At 40.9% G+C, this 15,158-nt stretch carries 14 protein-coding genes and 1 tRNA gene; 7 read left to right on the forward strand and 8 right to left on the reverse strand.

The features are described from left to right. The first annotated feature begins 173 nt into the window (after positions 1-173). Positions 174-590 (forward strand): nuclear transport factor 2 family protein, encoded by a 417-nt coding sequence (locus VF500_RS24560; protein WP_330862201.1) that lies wholly within the window; start codon positions 174-176, stop codon positions 588-590. A gap of 63 nt (positions 591-653) precedes the next feature. On the opposite strand, the gene VF500_RS24565 is transcribed toward VF500_RS24560, so the two are convergent. From VF500_RS24565 to VF500_RS24575, 3 genes are all read right to left on the reverse strand, one after another. After that, the gene (locus VF500_RS24565; protein WP_330862202.1) at positions 654-1,673 is read right to left on the reverse strand and encodes a hypothetical protein; all 1,020 of its coding nucleotides are present in this window, start codon (positions 1,671-1,673) and stop codon (positions 654-656) included. Between the two features lie 169 nt (positions 1,674-1,842). Next, positions 1,843-4,266, reverse strand: coding sequence for a TonB-dependent receptor domain-containing protein (locus tag VF500_RS24570; RefSeq protein WP_330862203.1), 2,424 nt, complete (start codon positions 4,264-4,266; stop codon positions 1,843-1,845). Between the two features lie 131 nt (positions 4,267-4,397). Beyond that, a complete protein-coding gene (locus tag VF500_RS24575; RefSeq protein ID WP_330862204.1) occupies positions 4,398-4,730 on the reverse strand; it encodes a DUF6249 domain-containing protein in 333 nt (110 codons plus the stop codon). Between the two features lie 125 nt (positions 4,731-4,855). Here VF500_RS24575 and VF500_RS24580 point away from each other — a divergent pair, with 125 nt between their 5' ends. Beyond that, complete coding sequence (locus VF500_RS24580) at positions 4,856-5,413, forward strand: RNA polymerase sigma factor (protein WP_330862205.1); 558 nt, start codon at positions 4,856-4,858, stop codon at positions 5,411-5,413. Next, positions 5,410-5,823, forward strand: a complete 414-nt coding sequence (locus VF500_RS24585; protein ID WP_330862206.1) for a hypothetical protein — start codon at positions 5,410-5,412, stop codon at positions 5,821-5,823. The genes VF500_RS24580 and VF500_RS24585 overlap by 4 nt, the downstream gene beginning before the upstream one ends. A 116-nt stretch (positions 5,824-5,939) precedes the next feature. Here the strand turns inward: VF500_RS24585 and VF500_RS24590 are convergent, their stop codons facing one another. Then, positions 5,940-6,527 (reverse strand): C40 family peptidase, encoded by a 588-nt coding sequence (locus tag VF500_RS24590; RefSeq protein WP_330862207.1) that lies wholly within the window; start codon positions 6,525-6,527, stop codon positions 5,940-5,942. A 494-nt stretch (positions 6,528-7,021) separates the two neighbouring features. Between VF500_RS24590 and VF500_RS24595 the strand changes: the two genes are divergently transcribed. Then, positions 7,022-8,962: a glycoside hydrolase family 127 protein gene (locus tag VF500_RS24595; RefSeq protein WP_330862208.1), complete on the forward strand. Its 1,941-nt coding sequence runs from the start codon at positions 7,022-7,024 to the stop codon at positions 8,960-8,962. Between the two features lie 269 nt (positions 8,963-9,231). Next, positions 9,232-9,762 (forward strand): hypothetical protein, encoded by a 531-nt coding sequence (locus VF500_RS24600; RefSeq protein ID WP_330862209.1) that lies wholly within the window; start codon positions 9,232-9,234, stop codon positions 9,760-9,762. Here VF500_RS24600 and VF500_RS24605 read toward each other — a convergent pair. The 4 genes from VF500_RS24605 to VF500_RS24620 form a co-directional block, all read right to left on the reverse strand. Next, positions 9,740-10,129 carry a hypothetical protein gene (locus tag VF500_RS24605; protein ID WP_330862210.1) on the reverse strand — a complete coding sequence of 130 codons (390 nt, stop codon included), beginning with the start codon at positions 10,127-10,129 and terminating at the stop codon, positions 9,740-9,742. The two genes, VF500_RS24600 and VF500_RS24605, sit on opposite strands and share 23 nt — an antisense overlap. Positions 10,130-10,403: 274 nt before the next feature. After that, positions 10,404-12,098 carry a serine hydrolase domain-containing protein gene (locus VF500_RS24610; RefSeq protein WP_330862211.1) on the reverse strand — a complete coding sequence of 565 codons (1,695 nt, stop codon included), beginning with the start codon at positions 12,096-12,098 and terminating at the stop codon, positions 10,404-10,406. 67 nt (positions 12,099-12,165) lie between these two features. Continuing rightward, positions 12,166-12,948, reverse strand: a complete 783-nt coding sequence (locus VF500_RS24615; RefSeq protein WP_330862212.1) for a hypothetical protein — start codon at positions 12,946-12,948, stop codon at positions 12,166-12,168. Between the two features lie 525 nt (positions 12,949-13,473). Further along, positions 13,474-13,546: transfer RNA gene (locus VF500_RS24620), tRNA-Met, on the reverse strand. A 148-nt stretch (positions 13,547-13,694) separates the two neighbouring features. Between VF500_RS24620 and era the strand changes: the two genes are divergently transcribed. Both era and VF500_RS24630 read left to right on the forward strand, forming a co-directional pair. Then, positions 13,695-14,570: a GTPase Era gene (gene era / locus VF500_RS24625; protein ID WP_330862213.1), complete on the forward strand. Its 876-nt coding sequence runs from the start codon at positions 13,695-13,697 to the stop codon at positions 14,568-14,570. Between the two features lie 160 nt (positions 14,571-14,730). Then, a partial coding sequence (locus tag VF500_RS24630; RefSeq protein WP_330862214.1) for a GTPase occupies positions 14,731-15,158 on the forward strand: 428 nt, incomplete at its 3' end.

Here is a 15,158-nt window from a genome sequence, read left to right on the forward strand (position 1 = left end):
ACAATCGGCACGCGGGCATTAATATTAGCTTAAACATCTCTTAACTAATCCATTAATTTCATTGATAAATATCAATTTCTTTATTACGATATATCAATGTGCAGTTTTAGGGAGCTTTGCACTTTTGTAATGTCCTCACCGATTAACGGACAGGATGATAAAATCTCAAAGAAATGAAAACCGCTAAAGAATTATTGCTCAGCTACCTTGAAAATATTAACAACCCCGATATAGCTATTGAACTTTTTGCCGACGATGCCGTTTTTGAACTGCCTTACCTGGCAAGCCTCGGTTTACCCTGGCAATGGAAAGGACGGGATGTGATATACAACTTCCTTAAAAATCTGCCCAAAACATTTAGCAACTTTCATTTTCAAAACATCAGGATCCACATCGATACACCCGAACAAGCTTTTGGCGAGTACGATGTGGATGCTATTGCAAACGCTACCGGCCGGCCGTACCCGCAAACCTATATGGGGCGAGTTGTCGCCGAAAACGGTAAGATCAAACTGATCCGTGAAGCACTGGATATGGCCATAGTAGCAAAAGCAATATTACCGGACGGCTTGGCTGATTTAGCTAAATAAGCTGCAATTAATTAAAGCAAACGAGCCGTTTAAAACAAAGCTCGTTTACTTTTTTTGATGCGCTTATTGTAAGTTAAAGTTCTTTATAAATTCATCAGCCTCGTCAATGCTCAGCACCATTTGACTGGTTTCCGCCGACTTTCGGTAAAGGCGTTCAATGATTACAGGCTTGGTAAAAACGATCAATACATTAAAGGTATTTTTCATTACTCCGCCTTTAAAGCATTGCGCGTCTGGTTCAAAACTCCCTCCAACTTTTTCAACGGAAGCTACATTGTTCCGTTCAACCAATGCCCGCCAACGTAACCCGGCGCGTAACAGTAGTTTATTTTCCGTTAGTAGCACCGGGCTCTTTGTTAAGGCCGAGAAATCCCCGGTAATAAAAAGGCACCCATACATACTCAGCATAGTTACTATAATAGCTGCTATGGGATTATAGCGGTTTAAAAATAAATGGAAAGCTACCATTTCAATAACTGAAACAGCCATGATCACCCCGAACAAAGCAGCATAGCCCGATTCTTTGTAAATACTGAAGCGTTTGATCTCCGGCGCAATTTGTTGTTTTTCCCGTTTAAAACAAAGCAGCCCAAACCGCATGATAGTTATTTCCGAAGCCATGATCTTTACCGCTATCCCATCGCCCAATACCATAGCCATACTTTTATGCAGATTAAAGGCAACATCCGGAAATTCGGATTGCAGTTTGTTGTATGCCTTTTTGACACGCCTGATCTTACTGATACAATATATGAGCATCCCCAACTCAAGGCCTGCAGTCAATTTTCTTAGCTGAATGATATAGCCCCGCTGCTCTGCCGGCAAAATCAAATAGGCAACACCGCAACAACAGGTAACGATCAGCATGATTCGCCATAGTTTTTGCCTAAACGGCCTGATGATCAAAAAGTAATAAGCCACCGGAAAAGTAACCACCAAATCTACCATAAAACCGGTTGCAGCAGCGCCACTTTTTTGCGGGTTAACATGGTGCATTAAAAATAGACCACCCCCCAAAATGGTAAAAGCAGTTATAATTATTAACCAGATATTTTTGTGGACGGAGGATAAAGATAAGGTCATGACAAAGAAGAGTTAAACAGAACGACCATCAAATATAGCTATATTGGGACCTAATAATGAACTTTTATTACCCTTTCTGACTTAAGTAAACTACCTTCGTTTTACATAGTTAAGGCTGAGACATGAGGTGGAAATAATCTCCTTTTGTTTAGTTATGTCAATGATGCTATTAATTAGCCACATCATTATTTTCAATCCCCACCCTATTTTTATTGATCCTGTCTTTCAAGCCGCCAAAGTTATAGTTAAGGCTGATGCTGAATGACCTGTAATAGTTCATGCTTTGGTAGGTTTGATTAAACTGCGGACCAAAAGTTTTACTTATACTGTTACGGTATTTGGTAAAGGGATTTTTTACGCCACCAGAGATGCTGAACTTGTTTTTTACGATATCCTTGTTGAAATTGAACGCGCTGTAGAAAAAGCCGTTGGTATATCCCTGTAAACCTGTTGGGTTGCGGCTGTTTATACCCAGGTCGGCATTAAGGGCCCAGCCGTGAGTAAGGCGTACTACGTTTGATAGCGTAGCGCTATACATCAACAGGTTATTGTTCACTATTTTTCCATCAGACTGACCTTGCAGCCATAAGTACATTGCATTACCGTTAAGGCTTGCATTATATATTTTAGTTACGGGGTAACTTAAGTTGAAATTGATACCGGCGCTGCTGGCCTTGCCTGTATTAGCATAAGTTATTTGTGTAACCTGTGTGGCCTTGTCAAAATTCACTACCTGTAAATCGAGGTTGTTCATGAACGAATAATCGAGCCCGATATTTACTGACAGCTTTTTATTGCTGCTGTACCCAAACTGGATATCGTTCAGTAAAACCGGTCGCAAGTTGGGGTTACCAGTGACTTCATAATTAGGGTTTGAGCGATCAACATAAGGGTTAAGCCTGTTGATACCCGGTCTCCTGATCCTTTGTGAAAAGCCAAAGTTAATGCTGCTCTCGTCTTTAAACCTTTTACTTACCGCAACAGAAGGAACAACGTTAAAGTAATTTTGATCGGCCACAGATGCAGTGCTCATGAAATTGGCCCGGATCACTGTTTCTTCAACCCGTACACCGGCATTAATATTCCAGCTGTTTAAAGCCAATTGATATGAGTTGTAAGCACTAAACACATTTTGGGTATTGGTAAACCCGTTTGACTGCACTGCGTTATGCTCATATAAACCGGTGGTATCATTTAACGTGTTGTAGCTGAAATCGCTGCTGTTATTTCTGAATATAGCTTTAACACCGGCTTCAACAGTTACCTTATTCACAGGAGTAACAAAATCAACCTGCACTGTGTGTTCTTTAAATTTTTGCTTGTCGTTTTGCTGAAAATCAGGGGTTGGGAAATTTACCCGGTTAAGAAATTCAACACCGCCGTTTTTGTTATTAGCATTGGCGCTATATAGGTATGAAAAAGTAAGCAGCCTGTTTTTAACGCCCTTGAAGCCCAACTCGTAATTAATGCCCGCATCAATACCATGGCTGGTTGCCTTGTTGTTATTCTGAAATGTATATTGTTCAAGCTGGTTGACACCGGTTAGCCGGGAAGATTGCCCGCTATGATCGTTCCCGCGGCTACCATTATAGTTTAATTGGGCGGTTAATAGCTGTAGCGAATCTATCTGCAAACTTAACTCTGTACCGAAATAAGCGGTTTTATTATTTGAGCGTTGGTAACCGTGCTGATCAAGCGTGGTCAAACTGGTATCCACACGTTTGTTGGTATTATAGGTTTGTGGTGAATTATTGATACTGCCTCCACCAAAAGCCGAAATACCGAATTTTCCTTTTTTTGCAGTAAAGGAGCCACCTACACCCGGGCCGCCTGTGGGCAGGCTTTCATTAATGTTTACAGACCCGCTGATGCCATCATTGATCTTTTTGCTGGTGATGATATTGATAATGCCGGCCAAACCTTCAGCATCATATTTTGATGGCGGGGTGGTGATCACTTCAATCCGCTCAATGGTTGATGCCGGGATGCTTTTTAAAACCGCTTTAAGGTTACTTTCCAAACTTCCTGACGGTTTGCCATTAATGAGCACTTTAAAACTTGAATTTCCTTTAAGTAACAGGTTATCATCACCATCTAACGACAGGTAAGGGATTTTCCTCATCATGCTTAATACATTGTTTCCCTTGCTTTCAGGATCAGCCTTCAGGTCGTAAATGATCCGGTCGGCCTTTTGCCTGATGATCGGCTTTTCGGCTGTTATGGTAACCTCCTTTAAGTTGGTCATTACATCGCTCAAATAAACCGGCTTTAGCACCAATGTTTGTTGTTGATGTGTAAGATCGATATGTATTGTTTTTTGGCCGTAGCCAATAGCGTTGATGACCAATGAATAGCTTGATGGTTGTACAGAAACAAAGCTGAAAGAGCCATCGTCTTTAGTAACGGTAATCATTAAGGTTTCGTTGCCGGCATTTTTTAACCGCACAGTTATCAATGGCAAAGGTGCTTTACTTACCGAATCGGCAATGATCCCTTTTACCTGTACAGGAGTTTGGCTGTAGCTATTTATATTATGGGCGATAAATACAGCTATCATCATGATGAGCCGTATTATTGTTTGTTTAGTTTTCATATGTGTGAGGGTATTAGATTTAGTGTTAATTTTTAGGCAAAGGAGTTCCCGGAGAGAAATTTCTCCCTTTAAAATTTGATGGAGCGGGCGGCTAAACCGCCCGCTTAGTACAATAAATTAAGCTGATTATTTTAATCCTTGCGACGGCGAAGCAGCAGGTAATAGAGCAGGAAACCGGCCGAGATAAAGATCATTTCAACCCCATAAGGCAAGGGCGAATCTTCTGCGCTGTAAGGAACAAATTCCATAACTATAAAGCCTATACCTGCGCAAAGCAGGATTAGCCCCCATTTTAAGGCCTCGTTCCCCGAACCCAACTGGGCTAAAAATTTAACGCTGTTTTCATCCAGCGGACCGGCATTGATAATGCGTTTCTTTAGCCTGTAATTATATAGGGCAAGTATGAATATGGCTATCAGTATAAAAAATACGATGATTATGATGAATGGCATTAACTGTTTCATGATATTGTTTGTTTAAGTATTTGCTACAGTAGTCAACATACTTGTTGACCCGGTTGCAATTATTTTAAAATATTTTTTTATTTCTTTTTTGCAACCGCCAAACCACATATATTGACTACTGCAATATGTTTAATGAACACGAGGTTGTATCCAGGATATTAAATAAAGATCTCCGGGCTTTTGAACTGCTGGTAAAGCAGTATGAGAAGCTGGTTTTCTTTGTGATAAACCGCCTGGTGAAAGACCAGCAAAACAAAGAGGATATATGCCAGGAAGTTTTCATTAAGATCCACCAAAATCTGCACCGCTTTGAATTTCAGTCGAAGTTATCAACCTGGATAGCCCGTATAGCTTATTTAACCGCTGTAAACTATTTAAAAAAGAACAAGAACAATTCCCCTTCCGAATATCCTGAAAATATTGACAATTATCATTTTACCGATGAAACACCTGAACAGGAACTGATAAAAAAGAATACAGCAGCTTATGTTAACCTACTTATTGAACAAATGCCGCATCAGTATAAAACAGTACTGACATTGTACCACCTTAATGAATTTTCCTGTGCGGAAATTGAGGAGATCACCGGTATTCCCGAAGGCACGGTGAAAAGCTACCTTTTCAGGGCGCGTAAACTATTGAAAGAAAAAATTGAAAAAGACCTTAAGAAAGAAAACATATGAAAGAGCTGGATGACGACGAACTACAGGAACTATTAAACAATGGTTTGGTTCCGGATAGCAAAATACTTTCGGAAGAAGACAAGGACGACCTGCATGCTTATCAAAACTTATTTACCGCGCTGAGCAGCGAGCCCGAACAAGGGCTGCCTATGAGCTTCGCTGCCAACGTGAGGCGAAAATTGCAGGAACAGGTTAACCGTAAAAGCGACCTGCGTTTTAATTTGATCGCCTTATCAATATTTGTGGTGGGGTTAACACTTGCTTATGGTCTGCTTTCTGTGATCAGCCCTGAAAGCGGCGATATGTTTTTAAATGCCGTGATCAGCTTTAAATGGGTGTTGATGACTTTGGTTGTTGGCTTCCTTGCCTTTCTTTTTATCGATCAGCGGTTGGTGAAGAGAAGTTATTAGATAATTAGCGTAATTGACGTAGAGGCACATAATTGCGCCTCCGAAAATACGGGGCGGACTTGCATGTGTGATGATCTACAAACGGGAGACGCCATTATGCGCCTATACATAAAAAATTAACGGGCTTCTTCTATTGCGTCAGGAGCTGCATCTTCTTCCTCCAGATTTTGCGGCTCTTCTTTAAATACACGAATGGTTTTAATATACCTGCGCTCGTAACGATCATTCATGGCAGTTTCTGTAACACCATTTTCATCGCCAGATGTAGAATGGATAAACACTAAAGGTTCGCCAGGTTGAGAGATAACTATACCTATATGACCTGCGCTGCGATAATTATGGCTGCGGGTACCGGTAAATAATATCAGGTCGCCAAATTTGGCATCTTTAATATCAATGCCCTTAACCGGTGCAAAATCCGAAGAGCTGCGGGGGATGGAAATATTAAAATGCGTAAAAACATAATTAACAAAACCCGAGCAATCAAACCCTTTTTCGGGATTGCTTGAACCATATCGGTACCTGATACCTTTAAGTGTTTGTGCAAACTCTACCAGTTCATCGGGTGTGGTTTCGCCGGTTTCATAATTGGCCTCCACTTCGGCATAATGATGCCTTAACCTTGAGTGGCTATGCGACTTTGTTATTTTATTTGCCTTATGTTTTTTTGATGCATGAAGTACGGCAGGTTTTACCGGCTTCATAAGTGATAGACAAGCTACAAGGAGGAGTTTGGAACCAATTACAAAATGCATGTTGTAATGATAGGTAAAAAATTCTACGGATAGTAATCAAAATGTAAAAAAGATAGTAGTGTTAAGTCAAAAGTACTAAGCCGGAATCCTGATTTTTCTTTTTTATATACTTAGAAGCTGTTTAAATTTATTTGTTTTAGAATGTAGAGACGCATCACATGCATCTCCCGCATGTAAATTCTTGGAGCTAATGATTACACGGCGGCCTGTCCTACTGGAGACGCATGTGATGCGCCTCTACGTAAAAACTTCTCAAACAAAACTAACAGCTACTTAGAACTTTCGACTAAAGACTATATTCAATCCCATCATTGAAACAGCAGTAGAGGCATGATACTATTATTTCATTTCCTTCATCAAAAAAAGCAAAATGAGTGTTAAAATAACAATCATTAAAAACATTACTTACTTTAGTGAGGCTAACCCATTTGCGATACCAAACCATGACAACCAGGAAAATAACAGGTCGCTTTTTAACGCTGTTTTCAATATTAGTTTGTATTTCTATCTCTTTTAAAACGCAAGGCCAAACCCAGCTGCACTCCTTTCGGCTGCAACAGGTTAAACTATTACCCGGAGTGTTTAAAGATGCCCAGCTAACCGATAAGGTGTACATCCTGGCTTTAGATCCTGACCGGCTGCTGGCCCCTTACCTTACCGAAGCGGGGCTTAAGACTAAAAAGAAAAGTTATGAAAACTGGGAAAACACTGGATTGGACGGCCACATTGGCGGGCATTATCTTTCGGCTTTGTCGTTTATGTACGCTTCCACCCATGATGCAGAACTAAACCGGCGACTGGATTATATGCTGGCACAGCTAAAACGCTGCCAGGACAAAACTGGAAGTGGTTACCTTGGCGGCACACCCGGAGGTACGGCCATGTGGAAGGATATTGCAGCAGGTAAAATTGAAGCCGATACTTTCTCCCTCAATAAAAAATGGGTACCGCTTTATAATATCCACAAACTTTTTGCAGGTTTAAGGGACGCCTACACCATTGCCGGAAAAAGCCAGGCAAAAGAAATACTGGTGCGGCTAACGGATTATATCTACAGCGTATCGCTCAAGCTGACCGACGACCAGATCCAAACCATGCTCATTTCAGAACAAGGCGGCCTAAACGAAATTTTTGCTGATGTATCGGTTATAACCGGGCAGGATAAATATCTCACCCTGGCCAAAAGGTTCTCACATAAAGAGATATTAAACCCATTGATCCAGGGGCAGGATAAGCTTAATGGGCTGCATGCCAATATGCAGATCCCTAAGGCAGTAGGCTTTCAGCGGATCTCGGAAGTTGGCGGCGATGCGGACTATGGTAGGGCTGCACAGTTTTTCTGGGAAACGGTGGTCAATAACCGTTCGGTTGTGATAGGCGGCAACAGTGTAAATGAACATTTTAACCCAACAGGCAATTTCACCAAAATGATCACTGATATTGCCGGACCGGAAACCTGCAACTCCTACAATATGCTTAAACTCACCCGCCATCTTTTTGAAAAGGCGGCAGATGTTAAATACATGGACTTTTACGAGCGGACCCTGTATAATCATATCCTTTCGAGCCAGCACCCTGTACACGGCGGCTTTGTTTATTATACGTCCATGCGCCCGCGCCACTACCGGGTTTACTCGCAGCCGCAGGTTGATATGTGGTGCTGCGTAGGATCCGGGATGGAAAACCATGGTAAATATGGCGAACTCATCTACAGCTATCAGCAAAAAAACCTTTATGTAAACCTGTTTATTGCATCCCGCTTAAACTGGGCAACACAAGGACTTGTACTTTCTCAGCAAACCAAATTCCCCGATGCGGAAACCACCAAACTTTTAGTTGAGGCGGTGAAGCCCGGTAAGTTTGAGATCAATATCCGGTACCCTCATTGGGTAAAGACCGGCAAGCTGCAAATCAAGATCAATGGTATTAAAGTACCTGTTGAAGCCGAGCCAGGCTCCTATGTAAAACTTAACCGCCTGTGGAAAAAAGGTGATGAGATAGCGGTTCGTTTACCTATGGAATTAAGCACAGAAGCGCTACCCGATAGCTCCCACTATGTTGCATTTTTACACGGCCCCATCGTATTAGCTGCAAAAACCGACACCACCGATCTTGATAATTTAATTGCCGATGGCGACCAATTTGGAGGTTACCGTGCCCGGGGGAAAATGTACCCGTTAGACTTGGCACCAGTATTGGCAAGCAACCAGGCTGATCTTGAAACCTATCTGAAACCTGTAGCCGGCAAACCTCAAACTTTTGTTGCACCTGAACTGATCAGCCCGGCAAAGTTTAAAGAACTGGAATTGATCCCTTTTTACAAATTACATGATGCCCGGTATATGATCTACTGGCACCAGGGCAATATAAAAGATACCCATTAAGTTAAACCCAACCCGCTTGTTTGCTGGCTTGAGAAACAAAGCATCTTAATTAGACCTTAAAAATGGCATTTTAAAAGCGACATTCTTTTGTCCGTTTTTAAAATGCCATTTTTAAGGTCTCTATATTAATGTTTTATCTGTTATTGTTTTATAGATTTGAGATGATTGAGCCAATTAAACTGCTTGGAATACTACACATTCCATATTACCCTTTATGACGCCGCGCTCTTTGGAATGCTGTTTATCAGCTTCACTTTTTTCCTGCTTTTGTGGTTTACCGGGAGATCAAATCGCTCCGCAAACCGCTTTCTCTGGCCGGAGCATTAGCTATTGCTACATTGTGGATAGCCCGAATACTGGCGATTGACATTGGCCTGGCAGCCTACCTCCCTTTTTGGAGCCGGTTCCCGTTGCAATTTTCACTGGCACTTGGCCCTTTTGTTTTCTTTTATGTGCTTAAAACAACCCGGCCGGATCATAAGTTCCAGCTCAGGGACTTGTTGCATTTCAGTCCCTTATTGCTGGAATTAAGCGCGCATGGATTAGAGACCATCGAAAGCATACAAACAGGGGCGACAACTTATGATACGTTGATGTTTCACCGGTTAAATCCTGTATTGCAGCTACTGGCGTTCATTTCTGTGGCTATCTACCTATATCGGTGCCACAAGCTAATTGAAAACTTTTACCGGCAGATAAAATTTACTGAAAGCGACCGCTATCGGCATGAGCTGCGGTGGCTGCATAACCTATTAACAGGCTTCGGCCTGTTATGGCTCATTGAGTTTTATCAATTATAGATATATCGCCTTTATTTATCTCTACATCAAATAATGCCAATCCTTCTATGACATTATTTGATGCATCCCTGGCCGGACTCCATGCAGGTGCTTCCTTTATTAAAGACCTCAATTTTTGAATAACGGCGTTGTTGTTAAATGAATCCTCAGAAAATTGCCTCGTTATTAATGGTTTCAATAGTTTTCCTTCAGTTGAAACTTTGCTTTGATATGAAAGTCTGATTGTATAGCCTTTAGGAATGATGTTGGCTATCTGATTCTTTAAAGAATCAGTGAACGCCGCTGTGATAACCGGTGATTTATAAGACTGAGCCCAAACAGCTTGAGAAAGAAATAATATAAATACCCAAACTACATTTTTTTGCATGCCTTAAAATTATGAAAACTGACTCCTAATTGATCATCGGCTAAGATGATCAGTGGTGAAATTATCGCCGATGGAACCTTCTCGAAAAGGGGGATCGGGGAGCGAACTTATCTTCCCAGCAAAAAAGCCTCAAAATTTGGACTTGAGGCTTTTTTGTTGAAGGCTGCGATGCCCAACTCAAACTATCGGAGGATTCGGGACACTTAAATAATTTATCGTTATGAGTTTTAATGTATAATTTCTTTATCAATGTATCAGAAATTTAATATTTCTATTAATTACCCGTTTTAATTTTAACAAATTTCGAATGCATTACCCTCCAGCTATTCACCTCAAAGCCTATAATTTTATTTGATTTATTCCGCGTTACTACAAGGTGTTTCATATACCAGGTGTCATTAATTAGATGATCTGCTCCAAATAGTGTCAGTTTCTCGTCGTTGTATTTGCTATTTGTCAAATAAAGCTGATGATCTTTTAATATAATCTTATAGGTGCATTCAAGCTCCGTGTTATTATAAGTGCCAGTATATTCCAACATACTTTTATCATCGGCCATCAGTTGATTGGGGATCTTTGTAAAATGGTGCGTATCATTTGATATATTCAGGCTTACGTTTGGAGTATCTCCCTTTTGATTGAAAATCAGCTTAATCTGGGGTACGTAAAACATTGAATAGGTATGCTCAGATTCTCTTGTCATTAGGTTATCATTTGTCCCAATCCGCAAATATAAACTATCATTTTTAAGCTCCAGGCTTGTTACGGTATTCATTTCATCGCTAAAATAACTCCCCGATTGCGTTTTCAGGAAAAGTAGTTCCTTAGCGGGTATTTTTACATTTCTTGGCTTTTCTTCTGCCGGCTTTACAAAACCTGTTCTCTCAGAAATTAACATATCCGCAATTTGGCTTGCTTTTTCCTGGGCATTTATTTCGCTCAAATTACTTAAAACGATGATGCCCGTCTTCAACTCAGGAAAAACAATAACTGATGTACGAAACCCCGCATCCGCTCCATTATGGCTAAATTGCTTCCAACCTTTGTACTTTTCAGATAAAATCCCTGAAGCATATCCTATTTCTGTGCCATCATTTAATTTAGCTTTTTGAGTAAGTTGCAATATGGTCTGTTGATTGCCAACTTTAGTGTCATAAAAATTCATAACCCATTTTGCCAGGTCAGGAATATTTGACAAAAGGCTGGTGGCCCCCACTGTAGAATAACTCAAAATACTATTGCTAAACCGTGCACCATCTTTTCTGTCATAAGAGTATGCCCTGTTGCTTTCTATCTCAGTATAGTCATCATGAAAATGAGTTTGAGTCATTCTCAAAGGTTTAAATATCGCAGAATCTGTAAATTTTCTTAGCGACTTACCGGATACCGCCTTCACAATTTCTGCCAGTAAGGTGTACCCGCTGTTTGAGTACATAAATTTTTCGCCAGGGATAAAATTAAGCGCCTGCTGTTTACTTAAAATCTTTATAATGTGTTCCTGCGTGATCACATCGTCGATCCTGGTTCCCGAAATGCCGAGTAGCTGCCATTGGTCACGTATTCCGCTTGTATGGTTCAAAAGATTACGAATAGTTATTTTTTGCTTAAGGTTTGGAAACCAGGCAAGATATTTACGAATATCATCGTCCAGCTTGAGTTTACCCCGTTGCGCCAGCAAAATAATAGCATAGGCGGTAAATTGTTTAGACACCGATGCCAAATGATAAACAGTTTGTGGCGAATTTGATATGGCGTATTCTAAATTTGCCATACCATACCCTTTGGAAAAAATAAGTGAGTCGTTTCTGACAACGCCCACCGCACATCCCGGGCTTTGAGTTTTGTCCCAGTTATCAAAAAGAGAGTTGATCTTTTTTACAACCGGATCGGGCAGTGCCTGAGCCCATAATTTAGTTGCATTCGTTAAAATCAAAGATAAGAAAAGACCAAATAAGTGTATTTTAAGCATTTTACGTGAAGATTTTTAGTCTTAAACTTAACAGATAGGAAATCTACGGTAGATAATATGAACAGTATCATTCAATTTCCGCCCAGGATCGGAAACTATGCCAGTGGCTAATGGGGCAAAGCCATTTTTTTTCAGTATGTGTTGCAAACCCTGGTATCGGTGTGATCAGGCTTCTTCTTTTTTTTACATTCCGTCTCATTATAAACAATCTGAGCAGCTCCTTTTTGGACCGGCCCAGTAATCTGAGTTTTTGTTTCGTCAATATTTGAAAGGCAAAAAAATCTTCAGGACAGGCTTTGTTGGTGAAATACCACCAAATTTCTTTATCCTCCGTTATAGTTTTTACACTTGCGGCAAAAGTCATCGTTGTAGAATTTGTCCTTTTCCAGTGATAGTTGCCCGAGAATAAGACACTTGTCAATTCGCCGCCGTCTTCGACATATGGGTTAGGACCGTGATCGCTGAAATTGATATACTTATCGGGGTGGTCATATAAACTGACGTAATCCGCAATCCCTAAACCCTCCTGGAGGGCCTTGAACGCAAAAGGAAGATGGATGTAGTCGTCTTCAACGAAGTAAACGAAATCTTCTTGCTTGAAGCAATCAATTGAATATTGGATGATGTATCGAAAAGATCCCGAGTTTCCCAGGGATGTTATTATCGGCTCTATACCCAATGCTTTAATATTTTCAATAGTATTGATGCTGCAGTTGTCGGCGAATACTAATAAATTATCAATATTAAATTCAGTTATAAAATTAACAAGACAACGAAGTTTTGTGAAGATATGTAGTTTGTCCTTAGGGTTACTACCATCGGATATACGATATAAATAGTGAATTTTCATATTTAAATAGGATAATTACCGACTTGCTGTCCGTAATCAATTTGAAATGAAAGTTGATTGTCAAATATAGCAAAGACACACGGATTTTGAACTTGTTCATATTATTGCCGGTAGTTTCTTTACCAATGAGGGTGCTGAAAATATTGTTGCCTGACGCAATGAATGGCATGGGGGCGATACTTTCGATGATAATTGCTAAACTATGATTGAGGTGGGCGGATCGGCCCGAGGTCGGGGTTACTTATAATAAAATTCAAGTAATATACAGACGATAAGGAGGTCAAGTACCCAAGTCCCGAATTTTCAGTGGATGGATTTCATGCAAGCATATCGAAATTTCTTACCTTTTACTTCATTCAGTGTTACTCCAGCTTTAAACAGCACGTCATGATAAAGTGCAGCAGGAGGAATGGTTGCAATAAGTTTCCAGGCAATAAAGGCAGCGATGGCTAACCCGGTGAAAAGTTTGAGAAATGAATAAAAAAAAGCCTCAAATCTTTCGACTTGAGGCTTTCCTCTTCTTCGTAGCGGGAGCAGGACTCGAACCTACGACCTTCGGGTTATGAGCCCGACGAGCTACCAACTGCTCCATCCCGCACTGTATTGTGCTATATATTTGAGATCCGGTCATAACCCCGGAAAGGTCCTTCCAATTATCAAAATGCAAATTTGCACTCCGTTTTAATTGGACTGCAAAGATATAATTCGTTTCTTTGCAGTCCAAATATATTTTTAATTATTTTTCTATGGCTCATCAGGCAGGTTTTGTAAGTATAATAGGTAAACCCAACGCAGGGAAATCAACCCTTATGAACGCGCTGGTGGGCGAAAAAATGTCCATCATTACTCCTAAAGCGCAAACTACGCGTCACCGTATTTTGGGTATTGTGAATGATGAAAATTACCAGATCGTGTTTTCGGACACGCCCGGTGTTATCAAGCCCCACTATGCATTACATGAGAGCATGATGCACCAGGTTGACGGCTCTATTGTTGATGCCGATCTCATTTTGCTGGTTACCGACATTTACGAAGAGTATGATGAGGCAGACGTTCTTAAAAAGCTGGAACGTTCTGAAGCACCGCTTGCCATCCTGATCAATAAAATAGATCAAAGTGACGAAGAAACCGTAAAAAAGAAAGTTGAATTTTGGCAGGAGAAACTAAACCCTAAAGCCATCTTCGCCATATCAGCATTGCATGGGCACAATATCAAGGCTATTATGGATTTTGTGATCGGAAACCTACCCGAGCATGCGGCTTATTACGAAAAAGATGCATTGACCGATCGTAATGATCGTTTCTTCGCCTCTGAGATGATCCGCGAGCAGGTGTTTAAACAATATAAAAAAGAGATCCCTTACAGTACCGAGGTTATTGTAACAGCCTTTATTGAAGGTGAAAAACTTTACCGCATCAGTGCCGAGATCATCGTTGAGCGCGAATCGCAAAAAAATATCATCATCGGTAAAAACGGTGAAATGCTGAAAATAGTAGGCACTTACGCCCGTCGCTCCATGGAGGACTTTTTCCAGAAAAAAATCTTCCTTGAAACGTTTGTAAAGGTGATCCCCGACTGGCGTACCAAAAAGAATTACCTCAAACAATTCGGGTACGAATAGGGAGAACAGAATCAAGACTTTTAGAAGCAGGATGCAGGATAATCCAACATCTTGATCTATCATTAATAAAAATTAAAAATTTCGTAGAAGCAGTTGTTAAGTTAGATAGATTTGTATTCCTGAATCTTGATTTCTTGCATCCTGACTCTTAACAAAAAATATGAGTAACATAGTAGCCATAGTGGGCAGGCCCAACGTAGGCAAATCAACATTATATAACCGCTTAACCGAAAGCCGCAAGGCTATAGTTGATGACTTTAGCGGTGTAACACGCGACAGGCATTACGGCGTTGCCGAATGGCTTAACCACAACTTTACCGTTATTGATACCGGCGGTTACGTAGCCAACTCCGACGATGTTTTTGAAACCGCCATCCGCGAGCAGGTTGATATTGCTATTGAGGAAGCTACAGTGATATTATTTGTTGTTGATGTTACCACCGGCATCACCGACCTGGACGACGAGATCGCCAACCGCCTGCGCAAAAGCAAAAAACCTGTTTTTGTAGTGGTGAACAAGCTGGATAATAACAACCAGGTTGCCGATGCCATGGTATTTTACAGCCTTGGCCTTGGCGAGATCTACAG

This window comes from Mucilaginibacter sp. (assembly GCF_036383575.1).
Classification (GTDB): Bacteria; Bacteroidota; Bacteroidia; order Sphingobacteriales; family Sphingobacteriaceae; genus Mucilaginibacter.